The 18,762-nt window shown below is 72.3% G+C and carries 13 protein-coding genes; 3 read left to right on the top strand and 10 right to left on the bottom strand.

The window, feature by feature from the left end; translation table 11 throughout:
* Position 1 precedes the first annotated feature (1 nt).
* Together ACZ4E1_RS28920 and ACZ4E1_RS28915 are read right to left on the bottom strand one after the other, a co-directional pair.
* Positions 2 to 3,691, bottom strand: a complete 3,690-nt coding sequence (locus tag ACZ4E1_RS28920; protein ID WP_467544750.1) for a nitrate reductase subunit alpha — start codon at positions 3,689 to 3,691, stop codon at positions 2 to 4.
* Between the two features lie 319 nt (positions 3,692 to 4,010).
* Positions 4,011 to 4,814: a helix-turn-helix domain-containing protein gene (locus tag ACZ4E1_RS28915; RefSeq protein ID WP_467544747.1), complete on the bottom strand. Its 804-nt coding sequence runs from the start codon at positions 4,812 to 4,814 to the stop codon at positions 4,011 to 4,013.
* A 39-nt stretch (positions 4,815 to 4,853) separates the two neighbouring features.
* Between ACZ4E1_RS28915 and ACZ4E1_RS28910 the strand changes: the two genes are divergently transcribed.
* Positions 4,854 to 5,159 carry a 4a-hydroxytetrahydrobiopterin dehydratase gene (locus tag ACZ4E1_RS28910; RefSeq protein ID WP_188335993.1) on the top strand — a complete coding sequence of 102 codons (306 nt, stop codon included), beginning with the start codon at positions 4,854 to 4,856 and terminating at the stop codon, positions 5,157 to 5,159.
* Positions 5,160 to 5,190: 31 nt separating this feature from the next.
* Here the strand turns inward: ACZ4E1_RS28910 and ACZ4E1_RS28905 are convergent, their stop codons facing one another.
* On the bottom strand, positions 5,191 to 6,177 hold the full coding sequence (locus tag ACZ4E1_RS28905) for an aldo/keto reductase (RefSeq protein ID WP_467544743.1): 987 nt from the start codon (positions 6,175 to 6,177) through the stop codon (positions 5,191 to 5,193).
* Between the two features lie 432 nt (positions 6,178 to 6,609).
* On the opposite strand from ACZ4E1_RS28905, the gene ACZ4E1_RS28900 reads away from it, so the two are divergent.
* Positions 6,610 to 7,527 carry a class I SAM-dependent methyltransferase gene (locus tag ACZ4E1_RS28900; protein WP_467544740.1) on the top strand — a complete coding sequence of 306 codons (918 nt, stop codon included), beginning with the start codon at positions 6,610 to 6,612 and terminating at the stop codon, positions 7,525 to 7,527.
* Positions 7,528 to 7,614: 87 nt separating this feature from the next.
* Here ACZ4E1_RS28900 and ACZ4E1_RS28895 read toward each other — a convergent pair whose 3' ends face one another.
* From ACZ4E1_RS28895 to ACZ4E1_RS28870, 6 genes are all read right to left on the bottom strand, one after another.
* A complete protein-coding gene (locus ACZ4E1_RS28895; RefSeq protein WP_467544736.1) occupies positions 7,615 to 8,448 on the bottom strand; it encodes an aldo/keto reductase in 834 nt (277 codons plus the stop codon).
* A gap of 75 nt (positions 8,449 to 8,523) precedes the next feature.
* The gene (locus tag ACZ4E1_RS28890) at positions 8,524 to 9,315 is read right to left on the bottom strand and encodes an ABC transporter ATP-binding protein (protein ID WP_467544735.1); all 792 of its coding nucleotides are present in this window, start codon (positions 9,313 to 9,315) and stop codon (positions 8,524 to 8,526) included.
* A complete protein-coding gene (locus ACZ4E1_RS28885; RefSeq protein ID WP_467544732.1) occupies positions 9,312 to 11,972 on the bottom strand; it encodes an ABC transporter permease subunit in 2,661 nt (886 codons plus the stop codon). The genes ACZ4E1_RS28890 and ACZ4E1_RS28885 overlap by 4 nt, the downstream gene beginning before the upstream one ends.
* Before the next feature lie 12 nt (positions 11,973 to 11,984).
* On the bottom strand, positions 11,985 to 13,241 hold the full coding sequence (locus ACZ4E1_RS28880; protein ID WP_467544729.1) for an ABC transporter substrate-binding protein: 1,257 nt from the start codon (positions 13,239 to 13,241) through the stop codon (positions 11,985 to 11,987).
* A 111-nt stretch (positions 13,242 to 13,352) separates the two neighbouring features.
* Positions 13,353 to 15,179, bottom strand: a complete 1,827-nt coding sequence (locus tag ACZ4E1_RS28875) for an AMP-dependent synthetase/ligase (protein WP_467544727.1) — start codon at positions 15,177 to 15,179, stop codon at positions 13,353 to 13,355.
* 330 nt (positions 15,180 to 15,509) lie between these two features.
* The gene (locus ACZ4E1_RS28870; RefSeq protein WP_467544724.1) at positions 15,510 to 16,355 is read right to left on the bottom strand and encodes a LysR substrate-binding domain-containing protein; all 846 of its coding nucleotides are present in this window, start codon (positions 16,353 to 16,355) and stop codon (positions 15,510 to 15,512) included.
* Between the two features lie 124 nt (positions 16,356 to 16,479).
* Here ACZ4E1_RS28870 and ACZ4E1_RS28865 point away from each other — a divergent pair, with 124 nt between their 5' ends.
* Positions 16,480 to 17,538 carry a bile acid:sodium symporter family protein gene (locus tag ACZ4E1_RS28865; RefSeq protein ID WP_467544721.1) on the top strand — a complete coding sequence of 353 codons (1,059 nt, stop codon included), beginning with the start codon at positions 16,480 to 16,482 and terminating at the stop codon, positions 17,536 to 17,538.
* Here ACZ4E1_RS28865 and ACZ4E1_RS28860 read toward each other — a convergent pair.
* The gene (locus tag ACZ4E1_RS28860) at positions 17,468 to 18,703 is read right to left on the bottom strand and encodes a hypothetical protein (RefSeq protein ID WP_467544717.1); all 1,236 of its coding nucleotides are present in this window, start codon (positions 18,701 to 18,703) and stop codon (positions 17,468 to 17,470) included. The two genes, ACZ4E1_RS28865 and ACZ4E1_RS28860, sit on opposite strands and share 71 nt — an antisense overlap.
* Positions 18,704 to 18,762: the final 59 nt, after the last annotated feature.

Below are 18,762 nucleotides of genomic sequence, written 5' to 3'. Positions count from 1 at the left end.
GTCAGTACTCCACTTCCTGGGAGCGGCGCCGGATGACCGTCACCTCGTCGCGCTGGTTGCCCGTCGGGCCGAGGTAGTTGAACGCCCACGACAACTGGGCGTAACCGCCGATGAGATGGGACGGCTTGAGGATCAGCCGGGTCAGCGAGTTGTGGATGCCGCCGCGCTTGCCGCTCGCCTCCGCCTTGGGGACGTTGACGGTGCGCTCCTGCGCGTGGTGCATATAGACGGTGCCGGCGGGCATGCGGTGCGAGACGATCGCGCGGGCCACCACGACGCCGTTGCGGTTCACCGCCTCGATCCAGTCGTTGTCCTTCACCCCGATCGCGTCCGCGTCCTGCGGCGCCATCCAGATCGACTGGCCGCCGCGCGACAGGGCGAGCATGAACAGGTTGTCCTGGTACTCGGAGTGGATCGACCACTTGTTGTGCGGGGTGAGGTAACGGACCGTCACCTCCTTCTCGCCGTCCGCCCCGAGGCGCGGTTCGCCGAACAGCCGGTTCATGTCGAGCGGCGGCCGGTACACGGGCAGTGCCTCGCCAAGTTCGTGCATCCAGTCGTGGTCGAGGAAGAACTGCTGGCGTCCGGTGAGCGTGTGCCAGGGCTTGAGGTGCTCGGTGTTGAGGGTGAACGCGGTGTAGCGGCGCCCGCCCGCCTCGCTGCCGGACCACTCCGGCGAGGTGATCACCGGGACGGGCGCGGCCTGTGTGTCCGCGTACGTGATCCGCTTGCCCTCGTGCTCGGCGGCCAGATGCGCCATCTCCTGCCCGGTGCGCGCCTCCAGGGTGTGGAAGCCCTGCGTGGCGAGCCGGCCGTTGGTGGTGCCGGACAGGGCGAGGATCGTGTTCGCCGCCTTGACCGCCGTGTCGAGCGCCGGACGGCCGTCGGCCGGGCCGCCGCGCACCGTGCCGTTGCGCTCGCGCAGCTCCTCGACCTCCTGGTCGGGGTGGAGCGCGATGCCCTTCGCGGGCAGGCCGAGCTTCTCGACGAGCGGGCCGAGCGCGGCGAACTTCGCGCCGATCGCCGTGTAGTCCCGCTCGACCACGACGAGGTTGGGCAGGGTCTTTCCGGGGACCGGCTCGCACTCGCCCTTGCGCCAGTCCAGGACGACCCCGCCCGGCTGGGCGATCTCGCCGGGGGTGTCGTGCTGGAGCGGCGCCGCCACCAGGTCCTTGCGCACGCCCAGATGACCGGCGGCCAGTTCGCTCAGCTTCTCCGCGAGCGCCTTGAACGTGTCGAAGTCGGTGCGGGCCTGCCAGGGCGGGTCCACGGCCGGGGTGAACGAGTGGACGTAGGGGTGCATGTCCGTCGACGACAGGTCGTGCTTCTCGTACCAGGTCGCCGCCGGCAGCACGACGTCGGAGAGCAGCGTCGAGGACGTCTGCCGGAAGTCGAGCGACAGCAGCAGGTCGAGCTTGCCCTCCGGGGCCTCGTCCCGCCAGGTCACCGTGGAGGGCCGCTCCTCGGGCGCGGCCTCCTCGGCGCGCAGCGAGGACTGGGTGCCGAGCAGGTGCTTGGTGAAGTACTCGGCGCCCTTCGCGGACGAGCCCAGCAGGTTCGCCCGCCACAGCGTCAGCACGCGCGGCCAGTTCTCCGGCGCGTCCGGGTCCTCGCAGGCGAACTTCAGCGTGCCCGACTTGAGTTGGCCGACCGTCTCCTCGACGCTCTGCTCGCCCAGCTCCAGCGGATTGCGGTCGAAGGTCGGGTACGAGGGCATCCAGCCCGAACGGGCCGACAGGGCGAGACAGTCGGCGCCCGTCATGCCCTTGAACGCGCCGCTGCCCAGCGGGGAGGCCAGGACGTCCGCGCCGAAGCGGTCGTAACGCCACTGGTCGGCGTTGAGGAACCAGTACGCGGCGCCGATCATCTGCCGCGGCGGCCGGGACCAGTCGTTCGCCGAGGCCAGTGAGGCCCAGCCGGTCGCCGGACGGCACTTCTCCTGCCCGACGTAGTGCGCCCAGCCGCCACCGTTCCTGCCCTGGCAGCCGGTGAGCTGGAGCAGCGCGAGGAAGCTCCGGTAGATGGTCTCCGAGTGGAACCAGTGGTTGGTGCCGGCGCCCATCAGGATCATGCAGCGCCCGCGCGACTTCTCGGCCGTCGCCGCGAACTCCCGGGCGATCTTCACGCACTTCGCGGCCGGCACCGAGGTGAGCGCCTCCTGCCAGCCCGGGGTGCCCGGGGTGCCCCCGTCCTCGTACGAGGACGGCCACTGCCCCGGAAGCCCCTCGCGGGCCACGCCGTACTGCGCGAGCAGCAGGTCGAACACCGTCGTGACCAGCGGCCCGTCCTGGCTGCCCAGCCGGGTCGCCGGGACGCCGCGCCGCACGGTGTCAGCGGCGCCCTGGCCGTGCTCGCCGCCGTCGGTGTCGAAGCGGGGGAGCAGCACCTCGACGCCGGTCGACACGTCGGAGCCGTGCAGGCTCAACTGCGGGCTGATGGTGCCCAGTTCGAGATTCCACTTGCCCTTGCCGGACTCCGTCCAGCGAAAGCCCAGCGAGCCGTTCGGCACGACCGGCTGCCCGGTCGTCTCGTCGAGCACCGCCGTCTTCCAGTCGGCGCCCTCGCCGCTCTGCCCCAGATCGGCGGCGCGCAGGAACTTCGACGGGACGAACGCGCCGTCCCGCTGCTCCAGCGTCACCAGGAACGGCAGGTCGGTGAACTTCTTCACGTAGTCCGTGAAGAACGGCGTCTCCCGGTCGACGAAGAACTCCTTGAGGATCACGTGCCCCATGGCCAGCGCGAGCGCGCCGTCCGTGCCCGGGTGCGGGTGCAGCCACTCGTCGGCGAACTTCGCGTTGTCGGCGTAGTCGGGCGCCACGACGACGACCTTCTGGCCGCGATAGCGGGCCTCCGCCATCCAGTGCGCGTCCGGCGTCCGGGTCACGGGGACGTTCGAGCCCCACATCATCAGATACGCGGCGTCCCACCAGTCGCCCGACTCCGGCACGTCGGTCTGGTCGCCGAACACCTGCGGCGAGGCGACCGGCAGGTCGGCGTACCAGTCGTAGAACGACAGCATCGGCGCGCCGATCAGCGACATGAAGCGCGCCCCGGCCGCGTGCGACACCATCGACATCGCGGGGATGGGCGAGAAGCCGGCGACGCGGTCCGGGCCGTACTTCTTGATGGTGTGCACGTGCGCCGCCGCGACGATCTCCACGGCCTCGTCCCAGGTGGCCCGCACCAACCCGCCCTTGCCGCGCGCCAGTTGGTACCTGCGGCGGCGCTCCGGGTCGCTCTGGAGGTCGGCCCACGCCTCGACCGGGTCCTTCAGGCGGGCCTTCGCCTCCCGGTACATCTCCAGGAGCACGCCCCTGATGTACGGATAGCGCACGCGGGTCGGCGAGTACGTGTACCAGGAGAACGCGGCGCCCCGGGGGCAGCCGCGCGGCTCGTACTCCGGGCGGTCGGGGCCGACGCTCGGGTAGTCCGTCTGCTGCGTCTCCCAGGTGATGATGCCGTCCTTGACATACACCTTCCACCGGCAGGAACCCGTGCAGTTCACTCCGTGGGTCGAGTTCACGACCTTGTCGTGGCTCCAGCGGTCCCGGTAGAAGACGTCGCCGTCCCTGCCGCCCTTGAGCTGCACGCTGTGCAGGTCGGGGGAGGCGGTGCCCCGCCGGAAGAACCGGCCGGCGCGGAGCAGTGCGGCGGCCGGTTCGGTGGGGGTCCCCGTCGTGTCAGCAGTCACCGTCTGTGCTCCCTCGTCATCCGTCCTTCGGACGCTAGGCGGCGTCCGCCGGGAGCACGACCGGGCTGGTCCGTACGGGTGTGCGCTTTCGTCGCCGGGTGCGGGTGGGTGGGGGCTGGTCGCGCAGTTCCCCGCGCCCCTGAGATGCGCACTTCGTGCGCGATCTCCATAGGGGCGGTGCCCCATCGGGGAAATGCGACGCGAAGCGTCTGCATTTCAGGGGCGCGGGGAACTGCGCGACCAGCCCCCACCGGCCGGCAGCCGCCCACGAACCGGTCCACCCTCGTCCGGAGGCGCGTGACCCCGCGACAGAGCGCTCTCAGCCCGCGGCCGCCTGGAGGTACTTCACCGTCGCCGGGTCCGCCGGGAGGAGCGTCTCGATGGCGAGCTCGGCGACGGTCACGTCCATCGGGGTGTTGAACGTGGAGATCGACGCCACGAACGACAGCACGTGCCCTTCGTGCTCGATCACCATCGGCAGCGCGAAGTACGGCACCGGTTCATCGGGCTCCTGCCCCGCGTCCTCGGGCACCGGATACGCCGCCACCTCCTCGTACAGCTCCCGCAGCGCCTCGGAGCGGGACAGCGCGATCTGCCGCTCCATCTGGGCGAGCAGATGCCCGCGCCACTCGCGGAGATTACGGATGCGCGGGGCGAGCCCCTCCGGGTGGAGGGTGAGGCGCATCGCGTTCAGCGGCGCGGCCAGCAGATGCTCGGGCAGGGAGTCCATGAGCATCGCGATGCCGTTGTTCGCCGCGACGACGTTGTAGGTCGCGTCGACGACGAACGCGGGGTAGGGCTCGTACCCGCGCAGCAGCCGCTCCAGGCCCTCGCGCAGCGCGCCGAACGACGGGTCGTCCAGCGAGGTCTCGGTGAAGCGCGGGGCGTAACCGGCCGCCAGGAGCAGCGCGTTGCGCTCGCGCATCGGCACGTCCAGGTGCTCCGCGAGCCGCAGGATCAGCTCCTCGCTGGGCCGTGACCGTCCCGTCTCCACGAAACTGATGTGCCGCGCCGAGGAGTCCGCCCGCAGCGCCAGCTCCAGTTGGCTGACCCGCCGCTGCTCCCGCCACCCGCGCAGCAGACGGCCCACTTCTGACGTGTTCTTGCGCGCCGCAGTCGTCATGACACGACCGTAACCCGGTCGCGGTGGCAGGCTGGGGCCATGGCTACAGAACCGCTCTCCCAGAAGGAGATCGAGGACCGTCTCACCGAGCTGCCCGGCTGGTCGCTCGACGGTGCCAAGATCACCCGTACCTACCGCCTGGGCTCGCACTTCGCGGCGACCGCCCTCGTCGTGCACATCGCCCAGACCCAGGAGGAGCTGAACCACCACTCCGATCTCACCCTCGGCTACAACACGGTCGCCCTCGCCGTGAACTCGCACGACGCGGGGGGCGCCGTCACCGAGAAGGACTTCGAGCTGGCCCGCAGGGTGGAGGCGCTGGCCCCCGGCCACCAGGCGAGCTGACCCCGCGCGGCCGGGCCCGCCCCGGCCGCGTTCAGCCGGCCGCCGCGAGTCGCGCCCGCTGATCCTCGGTCAGCTCCAGGTCGACCGCCGCGAGGCTCTCCTCCAGCTGGGCCACCGACGACGCCCCGACCAGCGGGATCGCCGGGACGTCCGCGCCGATCAGCCAGGCGAGCACCACCTGGTTCACCGTCGCCCCCGTCTCCTTCGCGACCTCGCGCAGCGCCGCGAGGCGCGCGTCCCGGCTGCCGTGGTCGTGCCCGGGGCCCAGCGGCTTGTCCTCGCGCACATAACCGCCCGACAGGAGCGGCGAGTACGCGACCAATGTCAGGTCCCGCTCCGCGCGCACCATGCTCAGCAGATTGCCGTCGGCCGTGCCGAGTTCGCCGTCCGGGGAGAGCGGGCTGGGCAGGTCGGTGCGGTGCCGCAGATAGCTGTGCTGGTACTGGAGCAGTTCGTACCCGGGCAGCCCCTCGGCCCGCGCGATCGCCCGGCACCGCTCCACCTGCCACGCCCAGTGGTTGGACACCCCGAGCAGTCCGACCGCGCCCTCCCGGACCAGCGCCCCGAACTCCCGTACCGTCTCCGCGAGTTCGGTCTCTGGGTCCGGCACATGGGCGTAGAGCACGGGGAGCCGGTCGAGCCCGAGCCGCTTCCTGCTGCCCTCGACGGCCGCCCGGATCGTCGGCCCGGACAGGCCCTCGCGGTTGTCGACGAACCCCGTACCGGCCTTCCGCGGCGCCGCCCCCACCTTCGTCGCGACCACGACCTCGTCCCCGACGCCCCGGCTGCGCCGCCAGTTGCCCAGCACGGTCTCGCTCTCGCCGCCGACCGTGTCGTGGAACCAGTAGGCGTACGTGTTCGACGTGTCGACGAACGTGCCGCCGGCCTCCACGTACCGGTCGAGGAGCGCGAACGCGGTCCGCTCGTCGGTCGCCGTGCCGAACAGCATGGCGCCCAGGCTGAGCACGCTCACCTCGATCCGGTTCGCCGGGTCGGTGCCGATCGTGCGGTACTTCATGCGGTGCCCCCTCGCCGGGCCCGGCGGCCTGCTGCGCGCCGGGCGACGGACAGGAGTCAACGCGTTGGAGCCCACTCGAAGTCAAGCGCCGCCGTGTCGCGCGCTGGACAGGGGTGGGTCGGCATATCAAGCCTCTCCGGCGATTGAGGGGCGGGGGCCGGGGCGGAGCCCCGGGGGGTGCCGCCGTTGTGGGGCGCGGTTTCGTCGCCGGGTGACACCGGCGTCGCGGCTGAGCGCGCCGTTCCCCGCGCCCCTGAAATGCACGCCCTGCGGGCGGCATTTCCCCGATCAGGCGCGCCTCGCGGCCAGGCTCCCGGCACCGGCCCCCGGGCCTCGAATTTGCTCACTCGGCAAACGTGCTTGCCCTGACCGGGCGTGCGGCGCACGCTGGGCGGGACGAGACCGGTGAGCGAGGAAGGCGGCGACGCACGCATGGCAGAGGGCCGGCACCAGCACGGACACCAGGACCACGGTCACCAGGGCCACGGTCACGGCGGGCACGACAGCACGCACCCGGACTGGGTCGCCATGATCCCGCACCTGGAGCGCAACGCGGAGGTCTACGCGCCCCTGTACACGCAGGCCATGGCGTGGCTGCGCGGGACGCGACCGGGCGGCACCGGGGTGATCGTCGACGTGGGCAGCGGCCCGGGTGTGGTCTCCTGCCGGCTCGCCGAGGAGTTCCCGCAGGCGAAGGTCGTCGCCGCGGACCCCGAGGAGGGACTGCTCGCCCGCGCCGCCGAGCGGGCGGAGCGCGAGGGGCTCGCCGACCGTGTGAGCACCCTGCGCGTCGAGCTGCCGCACGCGCTGGACGAGCTGCCGGCCGCCGACCTGATGTGGGCGGCGCGCTCCCTGCACCACGTGGGTGACCAGCGGGCCGCGATCGCCGCGCTGGCCGGCCGGCTCGCCCCCGGCGGCACCCTCGCGCTGATCGAGGGCGGGCTGCCCTGGCGCAGCCTGCCGCGCGACTTCGGCATGGGCCGGGCCGGGTTGCAGACCCGGATGGACGTCCTGGAGGAGGACTGGTTCGCCGACATGCGCGCGTCCGTCCCGGACTCCAAGCCCGACACCGAGGACTGGGCGGAGCTGCTCACGGACGCGGGCCTGGTGCGTCCGGCCTCCCGCACCTTCCTGCTCGACCTGCCCGCGCCGCTCGATCCCCGCGCCCGCGAGCTGGTCGTCGAGCTGTGGCGCCGCCGCCGCGACATGCTCCCGGAGGGCGTCCCGGCCGAGGACGCGGCCGTGCTCGACCGCCTGCTCGACCCGGAGGACCCGCGGAGCCTGCACCGCCGCGAGGACCTTTTCCTGCTGACGGCGCACACGGTCCACACGGCCGTGAAGGAGGGCTGACCGGAGGGTCGACCGGCGGCCCGGCCTTCTCCGGACGTGCCGGAGGCCCGGACCGCGTACCGGTCCGGGCCTCCTCGTGCGCGCCGCTCAGACGACGTCGAACGTGGCCGGGTCCGGGCCCAGGCGCCGGTCCTCGTTGAGCGCGCTGATCGCACCGAGGTCCTCGGCGTCCAGCTCGAAGCTGAACACGTCGATGTTCTCCTTGATCCGCGACGGGGTCACGGACTTGGGGATCACCACGTTGCCCGTCTGGACGTGCCAGCGGAGCACGACCTGCGCGGGCGTGCGGCCGTGCTTCTGCGCGATCGCGATGATCGCCGGGACCTCCAGGAGGCCCTTGCCGGAACCGAGCGGCGACCAGGCCTCGGTCGCGATGCCCAGCTCCCCGTGCCGCTCACGGGCGACCCGCTGCTGCAGCTGCGGGTGCAGCTCGATCTGGTTGACGGCCGGGATCACGTTCGTCTCGTCGGTCAGCCGGTCGAGGTGCTCGGGCAGGAAGTTCGAGACGCCGATGGCGCGCGCCCGCCCGTCCGCGTAGATCTCCTCCAGCGCCTTGTACGTCTCCACGTACAGGCCCTTGGACGGCAGCGGCCAGTGGATCAGGTACAGGTCCACACGGTCGAGGCCCAGCTTGGCCAGCGACGCGTCGAACGCGCGGAGCGTCGCGTCGCGGCCCTGGTCGGCGTTCCACAGCTTCGTCGTGACGAAGAGGTCCTCGCGGGGCACGCCCGACTTCGCGAGGGCGCGGCCCGTGCCCTCCTCGTTGCCGTAGATCGCGGCGGTGTCGATGCTGCGGTACCCGGCCTCCAGGGCCGTCGCGACCGCCTTCTCGGCCTCGTCGTCCGGCACCTGCCACACGCCGAAGCCGAGCTGGGGCATCTCGACGCCGTTGTTCAGGATGATCGGGGGAACCTTGCTCACGAGGTGTCGGTCCTTAGGTCGTCTGGTCTTCAGAGGCGCGCGGAGGTCCGCGCCGCGTACTCCCATCGTCAACGATCACGCGCGTCCGCGCATTCCTGGGGCGTCCGGCGCCGTCCGCGCGGGGTTCCGGGTGCCCAGATACGCCTCGCGGACCCGTGCGTCCGCGCGCACCTCGGCCGGGGTGCCCTCGGCGAGGACCCGCCCCAGGTCGAGCACCACGACCCGCGCGCACAGCTCCATCACGAACGCCACGTTGTGCTCCACCAGCAGCACCGCGCAACCGTCCGCGGCGAGCTCCCGCACCACGGCGGCGAGCCGCTCCCGCTCGTCGCCGGTCATCCCGGACGCCGGCTCGTCCAGCAGCAGCACCCGGGGCCGGTCGGCGGCGGCCCGCGCCAGCTCCACCATCCGCGCCTGCCCGACCGGCAGGGTCCCCGCGTACGTGCCGGACAGCGCCTCCAGACCGCAGGCGCGCAGCAGTTCACCCGCCCGCCCGGCGTCCGCGCCGCCGCGCCGCGACTCCTGCGCCACGAGCAGGTTGTCGGCGACCGTCAGCTGCCCGAACAGCTGCCGGCGCTGGAACGTGCGCCGCATCCCGTGCCGCGCCCGCCACACCGGTGAGCGCCGCGTGACCTCGGCCCCGTCGAGCAGGACCCGGCCCGCGTCCGGCCGCCGGATTCCCGACAGGACGTCGAACAGGGTCGTCTTGCCCGCCCCGTTCGGCCCGATCAGGCCGCACACCTCGCCCGCCGCGAGCGCCAGCCCGACGCCGTCCAGGGCGCGCACCCCGCCGAAACGGACGCCGACGCCCTCGGCCCGGAGCACACTCGTGCCACTCGTGCCACTCGTGCCACTCGTGCCGCTCATGCCTTCTCCGCCTCCTCCGCGATCCCCAGGTACGCGTCCGTCAGCCGCTGCTCCTCGACCTGGTCGCGCGGCCCGCACCAGGTGACCCGCCCCTGCGCGAGGTACGCGACGGTGTCCGCGACGCCGAGGATCTCCGACGCCTTCTCCTCGACGAGCAGCAGGCCCGTGCCCGCGTCGCGCAGCTCGGCGAGCAGCCGGTACACCTCGTCGACGACCTGCGGCGCGAGCCCGAGCGAGGGCTCGTCCGCGATCAGCACGCGCGGCGGCCGGTGCAACAGCGGTGCCAGCGCCAGGAGTTGCTGCTCGCCGCCGGACAACGACCCGGCCGGTACGGTGCGCCGGGCCGCGAGCGCCGTGAAGCGCTCGTAGACGGCGGCGCGGTCCGTCTTCGCCGGCAGGCGCAGGGCGAGGTTCTCGTCGACGGTGAGCGACGGGAAGACGCCCCGCCCCTCGGGCGCGAGCACCACCCCGGAGCGGGCCCGGCGTACGGCGCCCTCCCGGCCGGCGGCGCGCCCGGCCACGTGCACCTCGCCGTGCAGCGGTGCCATGAGTCCGGCCGCGACCTTGCACGCCGTCGACTTGCCGGCGCCGTTCGGTCCGAGCAGGGCGACGATCTCGCCGGGTCGCACGGTCAGGTCGACGCCCTGGAGGACCGGCGCCCCGTCGTACCCGGCGTGCACCCCGCTGAGCTGGAGCGCGGCGTCCGGATCCGCGGGGCCCGGCCCCTGCGCCGGCTCGGGGTGGGCGGACACGGCCGCGCGCCGGTGGCGGCGCACGGAGAACGCGGCGCAGTACCCGTCCGGATCGTTGGCGAGCGCGAGCCCGGCCAGGCCGAAGAGGATCACCGGCAGTTGGGCCGACTCGGTGACGTGGTCCGCCAGCAGATGCGGCACCACCGCGAAGGTCAGCCCCGCGACCACCGCGAACTGGGGCCGCCGCACCCCCGCCGCGACGACCACGGCGAGCCAGATCAGGCCGGTCATCGCGGTGAAGTCGGTCGCGGTGATCCGCGTGTTGTACGACGCGTACATCACGCCGCCGAAGCCGGCGAGCCCGGCGGACAGCGTGAACAGGAGCAGTTTCGTGCGGACGACGGAGACACCGGAGGCCATCGCCGCGGCGGGCGCCGAGCGCACCGCGAGCATCGCCCGGCCGGCCCGCGAGCCGCGCAGCGCGCTGAGCCCCGCCACCGCCGCCGCGCACAGCACGAGCATGGCCACGCCCATCGCCCGGTCGTCGCCGAGGTCGACGGGCCCGAACACGGCGCGCGGGATCTCCCAGCCGGTGTCGCCGTTCCTCAACCAGCCGGTCTGGAACAGGACTTGATCGGCCAGGAACGCCAGGGCGAGGGTGGCGAGCGCAAGGGAGCGGCCGCCGAGCCGCAGCGCGGGCAGCGCCACAAGGGCGCCGAGGACCGCCGCCGCGCAGGTGCCGACGAGCGCGGCTCCGAGGAACGGCCAGCCGTGACTCATCAGCAGCCCGGCCACCAGCGCCGCGCCCGTCACGAACGTGGCCTGCGCGAGCGAGACCATCGCGCCGAGCCCGGTCACGACGGTGAACGACATGAAGACGAGGGAGATCGCGAGTCCCTGCGCGAGGATGCCGCTCCAGAACGGGGTGGTCACCGTGTAGAAGGCGACCCCGAGCAGCAGCCCGGCGACCGTCCACGGACCCCAGCGGCGCAGCCAGGGCCGACCCGCCAGATAGTCCACCGGCGGCACGTCCGTGGCCGCCGTCCCGGCCGTCCGCTGCCGCCGCGTGAGCAGCAGCAGCCCGGCGAACAGGATCAGGAACGGCACGGCCGTGCGGAACCCGGTGATCTTCTCGGCGAACGACGCGTACCCCGCGACCAGGTTCTGCAGCACGCCGAGGCCGAGCCCGCCCGCGAAGGCGAGCGGGATCGACAGGAAGCGGCCGAGCACGGCGGCGGTGGCCGACACGAACAGGAACAGGGTGAAGTCGTGCGCGGACAGGCCGAGCAGGGGAGTGGCGAGGACGCCCGCGAGCCCGGCGAGCCCGGACGACAGCATCCATGCGACGGACGACAGCCGGTCGGCGCTCAGCCCGCGCAGCTCGACCAGGGTGCGGTCGTCGACCACGGCGCGCAGCCGCAGGCCGAGCGCCGTGCGGCGCAGCAGGACCCACAGGCCGAGCGCGACGACGGCCGTCGTGACCCACGTGATGAGCTGGTCGGTGTCGATACCGACCCCGTCCATGAGCTGCCAGTTCTTCGCCGGGCTCGGTCCGACGCCGGGCAGTCCGAACTGGTTCTCGGCGGGCTTCACGGGCGCGCCCAGGTCGTCGAGCAGCTCGACCAGCCACAGGCCGAGCGCGGGCAGCGCCACGAGCAGCCCGATCGTGGCGACGATCTGCGCGGTCTCGCCGACCCGCGCCAGTTTGCGGAACATCAGCCGGTCCAGGCCCCAGCCGATGAGCGGCGCCACCACGAGGACGAGGATCAGCGCGGTGGGCACCGCGGGCCAGCCGAAGCCCGAGTGCAGTTCGTAGAAACCGAGCGCGCACACGTAGGCGGTGGCGCCGTGCGCGAAGTTGAACAGCCCGGACGCGGTGTAGGACAGGACGAGCCCGGTGGCGAGCAGCGCGTACAGGGCGCCCGACACCAGCCCGCTGAGGACGAAGGCGAGCAGGTCAGCCATGCCGGTGCCCTCCTACTTGAACGGGATCGGCGGATAGCACTCGAAGGGGGACGACACCCGGTACTTGCCGTCCTTGAGCTGCACGAGCGCGCCGCAGCCGAAGGACTCCTTCTGGCCGCGCGGCAGTTGCCGGTCGCCGACGAGCGTCTTCGTGTCGGAGAAGCCCTTCGCGGCCTGCTGGAAGGAGGCGACGGTGAGGTCCTTGCCGGCCTTCTCGGCGATGGCGAGGAAGAGGTCCGCCGACATGTAGCCCGTCAGCATGTGCATGTTGAGCGGCACGTCCTTGCCGCCGGCCGCCTTCTTGATGTCGGCCTTGAACTGCTTCATGTCCGCCGTCGCCGACTCGAACGGCTCGAAGGACAGCAGCACGTGCACCCCGTCGAGCGCCTGCCGGGTCGCGCTCTTGGACAGCAGCCCCGGGTCGTAGTCGGTCGGGTCGCTGAGCACGCCCTTGAACCCCGTGCGCTTGACCGCCGTGAACAGACCGATGTTGTACGGCGTCTGCATCACGGAGACGACCGCGTCGGGCGCCTTGCCGCCGTCACTGCGCAGCATCTCCTTCGTGTACGCCGACCAGTCGCTCGGCACGGAGGTCGCGGGCACGGCGGCCTTGGCGTAGGTGACCTTGTAGCCGGCGGACGCGAAGGACTGTTTGTAGGTGCGGATGGCGAAGGTGCCCGCGTCGTTGTCGTTGGCGAGGATCGCCACGGTTTTGCCCTTGGAGCCGCCCGTGACGTTCTTGAGGCCCTCGGGCCAGGTCTGCGAGATGGTGCCGCCCGGCATCGGCACGAGGCAGCCGCTGAACCCGTAGATGTAGGTGGGCCCGCAGAAGGACGGCAGGGTGCCCCAGCCGAAGGTGGGGACGCGCTGCTTCTGCAGGAAGTCGGCACCGGAGAAGGTCACCGAGCTCATCGGCGCGATGGCGAAGACCTTGTCCTGCTGGACGAGTTTGCGGGCCGCGGCGAGGTTCTTCGCCGGGTCCTGCCCGTCGTCCTCGGCGCCCAGGTAGTCGATGCGGCGGCCGTTGACCCCGCCCTCGGCGTCGGCCCGCGCGAAGCGGGCCTTCGCGCCCAGGTCGGTGTCCTTCTTGCTGTAACCGCTCGCGGTCGTCATCGAGACGATGCCGCCGACCTTGATGCTGTCGGCGGTCACCCCGCGCGCCGAACCCCCTTTGCTGTCGGGGGAGTTGTTCGTGGCGGTGGAGTTGCAGGCGGTGGCGAGCAGAAGTGCCGCCACGGTGGCGGTGATGGCGCGGATCGGTCGCGACACGGTCGAGCCCCCTCCGTCGGAGTGAGGGTGATTCTGTGGGCGACCTGATGAACCGTCAATAACTGACGCATCGAAAAATGATGAACCGTCAGTAACCGTGGTTTCCGGTCATCATGCGTGGTAGAGGGCCTCCACCTCGGCCGAGTACACGGTCTCGATCGCCTTCCGCTTCAGCTTCAGCGAGGGCGTGAGCAGCCCGTGCTCCTCGGTGAACTGGTGGGCCAGGATCCGGAAGGTTCGGATCGACTCGGCCTGCGAGACCAGGGTGTTGGCGGCGACGACGGCGCGCCGCACCTCCATCTCCAGATCCGGGTCGCGCACCAGGTCCGCGGGGCTCATCGGCTGCTTGTGGCGCATGCCGAGCCAGTGCTCGACGGCCTCGGAGTCCAGCGTGACGAGCGCCGCGATGTACGGGCGGTCGTTGCCGACGACGATGCACTGCGCGACCAGCGGATGGTCGCGCACCCGCTCCTCGAGCTGCTGCGGCGAGACGCTCTTGCCGCCGGAGGTCACGAGGATCTCCTTCTTGCGGCCGGTGATGGTCAGATAGCCGTCCTCGTCGAGCGCGCCCAGGTCGCCCGTGGCGAGCCAGCCCTCGTGGAGGGTGGCGTCGGTGGCCTTGGGGTCGTTGAGGTAGCCCTGGAAGACATTGCCCCCGTACAGCCAGACCTCGCCGTCGTCCGCGATGTGCACGGTGGTGCCCGGGATCGCCTTGCCGACCGTGCCGTAGCGGGTCTGCTCGGGCGGGTTCGCGGTGGCCGCGGCGGTCGACTCGGTCAGGCCGTAGCCCTCGTAGATCGCGACCCCGGCGCCCGCGAAGAACAGGCCGAGCCGGCGGTCCATGCCCGAGCCGCCGGACATCGCGTGCCGCACGCGCCCGCCCATCGCCTCGCGCACCTTGGAGTAGACGAGCTTGTCGAACAGGGAGTGCTGCATGCGCAGGGACGCGGAGGGGCCGGGGCCGGTCCCGAAGGCCTTGGCCTCCTGGGCGTCCGCGTACTTGACCGCGCACTCCACGGCCTTGTCGAAGGCGCCGGCGCGACCCTCCTTCTCCGCCTTGCGGCGGGCCGCGTTGAACACCTTCTCGAAGATGTACGGCACCGCGAGGATGAAGGTGGGCTTGAACGCCTGGAGGTCGGGGAGCAGGGCCGCCGCGTTCAGCTGCGGCTGGTGGCCGAGCTTCACCCCGCCGCGCACCGCCGCGACCTGCACCATCCGCCCGAAGACGTGCGCGAGCGGCAGGAAGAGGAGGGTGGAGGGGATGCGTTCGCGCTTGGAGGCGAACACGGGCTCCCAGCGCTCGATGACCGTGTCCGCCTCGAACATGAAGTTGCCGTGCGAGATGACGCAGCCCTTGGGGCGGCCCGTCGTGCCCGAGGTGTAGATGACCGTGGCGACGGACTCTGGGGTGACCGCGCGGCGGTGCCGCTGCACCGTCTCGTCGTCGATGTGGGTGCCCGACGCGGCGACCTCGTCGGCCGCGCCGCCGTCCAGCTGCCACAGCCGGCGCAGGTGCGGGAGCCGGTCGATGACCGTGGCGATCGTCATCGCGTGGTCCTCGTGCTCCACGATCGCCGCCGTCACCTGGGCGTCGTACATCATCCAGAAGACCTGCTCGGCGGACGAGGTCGGGTACACCGGGACGACCTGGGCGCCGATGGTCCACAGCGCGAAGTCGAACAGGGTCCACTCGTAGCGTGTGCGGGACATGATGGCGACGCGGTCGCCGAACCGGATGCCCTGGGCGAGCAGGCCCTTGGCCAGCGCGAGGACCTCGTCGCGGAACCGGGCCTGGGTGACGTCGTGCCACTGGCCCGCGGCGTCCTTGCGGCCGAGGGCGATGTGCCCCGGGTCGTCCAGGGCGCGGTCGAACACGGCGTCGGCCAGGCCGCCCACCGGCGGCGCCGACGCCAGGGCAGGGGTGGTGATCTCGCGCATGTTGCTCCTTGTGGCGCTCCGCACAGCGTCGGTGACGGTACCGGACCGCGCGGTCCGGCGGGAGGGGGAGCCTCCGTTCCCGGACACCCGGAATATGCACAGGTCAGCCATTTAAATGGGGCCACAAGGGAAGGCGCGGGACAGATTACTTACGCATCAGTAAGTTTCGGTGCCGCAATCTCCCGGCCGCCTTCACGGGTCTCCACCGAATCTGTACGGAGAGGGCACCCCGGCCCGTTCACCCGCGCTTTTGGACGGAGTGGTCAGTTCCGCTACGGGTCGGCAGGACAGTACCAGGTCCATGATCACGAGTCGCGACGGCGGTCGGTGTCAGCGCAGCCGGTCGCCGCCCGCGAGGATCGCCGTGCCCAGGGCCCGCGCGGGACCCTCCTCCTTGGTCCCGCGCAGGACGAAGTCGACCTCGCCGAGCTCCGGCAGTCCGGCCCGCTCCGGGACCCGCACCAGGCCCGGCGGCACAAGGCCGCGCGAGTGGGCCATCACGCCGAGGCCGGCCCGGGCCGCCGCCACGAGCCCGTTCAGCGAGCCGCTCGTGCAGGCGATCCGCCAGGCCCGGCCGTGCCGCTCCAGCGCCTCCATGGCCAGCGCCCGCGAGATCCCCGGCGGCGGATACACGATCAGCGGCACCGGGCGCTCCGGGTCGATCCGCAGCCGCTCCGAACCGATCCACACCAGCCGGTCCCGCCACACCGGGGTGCCCCGCGGGTCCTGCGGGCGCCGCTTGGCGAGCACCAGGTCGAGCCGGCCCGCGTCCAGCTGCTCGTGCAGCGTCCCCGACAGCTCGACCGTCAGTTCCAGATCGACCTCGGGGTGCTCGACGCGGAACGCCTCCAGGATCTCCGGCAGCCGCGTCAGCACGAAGTCCTCCGACGCCCCGAACCGGAGGCGTCCGCGCAGCCGCGTCCCCGTGAAGAAGGACGTCGCCTGCTCGTGCACCTCCAGGATCCGGCGGGCGAAGCCGAGCATCGCCTCCCCGTCCTCCGTCAGCTCCACCGAGTGCGTGTCCCGCGTGAACAGGGTGCGGCCCGTCGCGTCCTCCAGGCGCCGCACGTGCTGGCTCACCGTCGACTGCCGCAGCCCGAGCCGGCGCGCCGCCTGCGTGAAGCTCAGCGTCTGCGCGACGGCCAGAAACGTCCTCAACTGCCCCGGGTCGTACATTCCGCCACCCTACCCCCGGTCATCGCGCGACGTGATGACAGTCAGAGCGGTATGCAGGATTCCCGATCACAGCCCGGAGGGGGACCATGGAGAGGGCACGACCTGAACCGAGAGCAAGGAACCGATGAAACGCCTGACCTGGCCGTCCTGGATGCCGATCGACCCGTACATCCTGGCGTTGATCGCGACGGTCGGCGTCGCCGCGCTCCTCCCCGCCCGAGGCGGCGCGGCCGACGTGGCCTCCGGCGCCTCCACCGTGGCCGTCGCCTTCCTCTTCTTCCTGTACGGGGCCCGGCTCTCCACCCGCGAGGCCCTCGACGGACTGCGCCACTGGCGCCTCCACGTCGCCGTCCTCGCCTGCACCTTCGTGCTGTTCCCGCTGCTCGGCCTGGCCGCCCGCGGACTCGTCCCGGTGCTCCTGCCGCAGAACCTGTACGAGGGCCTGCTCTTCCTCACCCTCGTCCCCTCCACCATCCAGTCCTCGATCGCGTTCACCTCGATCGCACGGGGCAACGTCCCGGCGGCCATCTGCGCGGGCTCCTTCTCCTCGCTCGCCGGTATCGTCCTCACCCCGCTGCTCGCCGCCGCGCTGCTCGGCGGCACCGGCGGCGGCTTCTCCGCCGACTCGCTCGTCAAGATCGTGCTGCAACTGCTCGTGCCGTTCGTGGCGGGCCAGTTGCTGCGGCGCTGGGTCGGCGGGTTCATCACCCGCCACAAGAAGGTCCTCGGCTACGTCGACCGCGGCTCGATCCTCCTCGTCGTCTACACCGCGTTCAGCGAAGGCATGGTCCAGGGCATCTGGCACCAGGTCAGCGCCGTGCGCCTGGCCGGGCTCCTCGCCGTCGAGGCGGTGCTCCTCGCCGTGATGCTGGCCGTGACCTGGTACGGGGCCAAGGCGCTCGGCTTCGGCCGCGCCGACCGCATCGCGATCCAGTTCGCCGGATCGAAGAAGTCCCTCGCGTCCGGACTGCCCATGGCCACCGTGCTGTTCGGGGCGCACGCCTCCCTCGCCGTGCTGCCGCTGATGTTGTTCCACCAGATGCAGCTCATGGTCTGCGCCGTCATCGCCAAACGCCGCTCGCACGATCCGGAGGAGCCGCAGGAGGCCGTGCTCAGCCCGGCGCCGGAGGCCCCAGCCGCACGGACACGAACCGCGGCCGGTAGCGGGCCACGTTCGCGTTGAGTTCTGCCTGCCCGGCGCCGGGCGCCGCGTCGAGCCGGTTCACGTCGTAACTGAGCACGACGCGGCCTCCGGCGCCGAGCGCCGGGTGCGCCTGCGGGTTGTACGCGGCGACCGTCGCGTCCGGCAGCGGTGGCGTGATGCCCCGCGCGGGGCCGTGCCAGGGGCCGATGGGGGAGCAGGACCAGTACGAGGTGATCGTCCGCAGCCCCGCCGGGCCCGCCGCCATCGTGAACAGCACGTACGTCCCGGCGTCCCGGACGACCGTGAACGCGCTGCCCACACCGCGGCGCCGCCCGTCGCCGAGCACCGGCGCGGGGCGTCCTCCATCCGCCCGCCAGCGGTCGCCGTCCCAGTACTCCCAGGCCGATACGTCGCCGAGCCGGCCGCGGGGGGCCCGCGCCGCGTAGGCCCGGTGGGCCGGGGCCTGGCCGTCGTCCGCGCCGAACACGTACGTCCAGCGGCCCGCGTCGACCGCCGCCGTGCCGAACAGCACGCGCCGCGCGGGGTCGGCCACCCGCCGCTGGTCGAGCACCTGGGTGATGCCGGTCAGACGCAGGTCCGGCAGCGACAAGGTGGCCACCTCGGTCGCCGCCGGCACGCCGTAGACGTACGGCGCCACGCCCTTGGCCCGGGTCCACAGCAGGACCCGCACGACCTTCTCGCGTGAGCCCGGCGCACGCGGTTCGACCCGCGCGGACACGGGCCAGCGCCATTCGCCCACGCCGGTGTCGGGGAACAGGGGAGCGGGGAGGGTCCGCTCGACGCGGCCGGCCGGGGTCATGACGACGGCCGAGTTCCGTACGAAGGGGGCGCTCGGGTCCCGCCAGGTGTACGGCTCCCCGGCGGGGTTGGGCGGCGCGTGCACCGCGTCCAGGAACGTGTCCGAGAACAGCCACAGGGTCCGTCCGTCCGGCAGCCGCACGGAATGCGTCCCGTCCCCGCCCGACCAGTCGTCGACCCGCGCCGGATCGTCCCCGTACCGGGCGAAGTCCCCGGTCAGCGCGCGCTCCTCCCGCCAGGAGGTGACGGCCCGCCCGGCGCAGGAGCGGGCGCCGTCCACGGTGTCCCCGGGCCGCTCCCCGAGCCATGCGACCAGCCCGCCGAGCAACACGGCCGCGGCGATCACCGCCACCCATGCCCGCGCTGTCCCCGGCTCGTCCGCCACGCCGGCCACGCTAGTGGCTCCGCCGGACCTCGGTCAGCCCACCGCCCGCGCCGATTCCC

The organism is Streptomyces sp. NPDC025806 (genome assembly GCF_055558275.1).
This window is presented reverse-complemented; position numbering and strand designations above follow the sequence as displayed.

Coding starts and splice junctions, on each gene's coding strand:
- ACZ4E1_RS28890 (WP_467544735.1), bottom strand. CDS start 9,315: ATGAGCGGCACGAGTGGCACGAGTGGCACGAGTGGCACGAGTGTGCTC.
- ACZ4E1_RS28915 (WP_467544747.1), bottom strand. CDS start 4,814: ATGACGACTGCGGCGCGCAAGAACACGTCAGAAGTGGGCCGTCTGCTG.
- ACZ4E1_RS28870 (WP_467544724.1), bottom strand. CDS start 16,355: ATGTACGACCCGGGGCAGTTGAGGACGTTTCTGGCCGTCGCGCAGACG.
- ACZ4E1_RS28910 (WP_188335993.1), top strand. CDS start 4,854: ATGGCTACAGAACCGCTCTCCCAGAAGGAGATCGAGGACCGTCTCACC.
- ACZ4E1_RS28900 (WP_467544740.1), top strand. CDS start 6,610: ATGGCAGAGGGCCGGCACCAGCACGGACACCAGGACCACGGTCACCAG.
- ACZ4E1_RS28905 (WP_467544743.1), bottom strand. CDS start 6,177: ATGAAGTACCGCACGATCGGCACCGACCCGGCGAACCGGATCGAGGTG.
- ACZ4E1_RS28875 (WP_467544727.1), bottom strand. CDS start 15,179: ATGCGCGAGATCACCACCCCTGCCCTGGCGTCGGCGCCGCCGGTGGGC.
- ACZ4E1_RS28865 (WP_467544721.1), top strand. CDS start 16,480: ATGAAACGCCTGACCTGGCCGTCCTGGATGCCGATCGACCCGTACATC.
- ACZ4E1_RS28885 (WP_467544732.1), bottom strand. CDS start 11,972: ATGGCTGACCTGCTCGCCTTCGTCCTCAGCGGGCTGGTGTCGGGCGCC.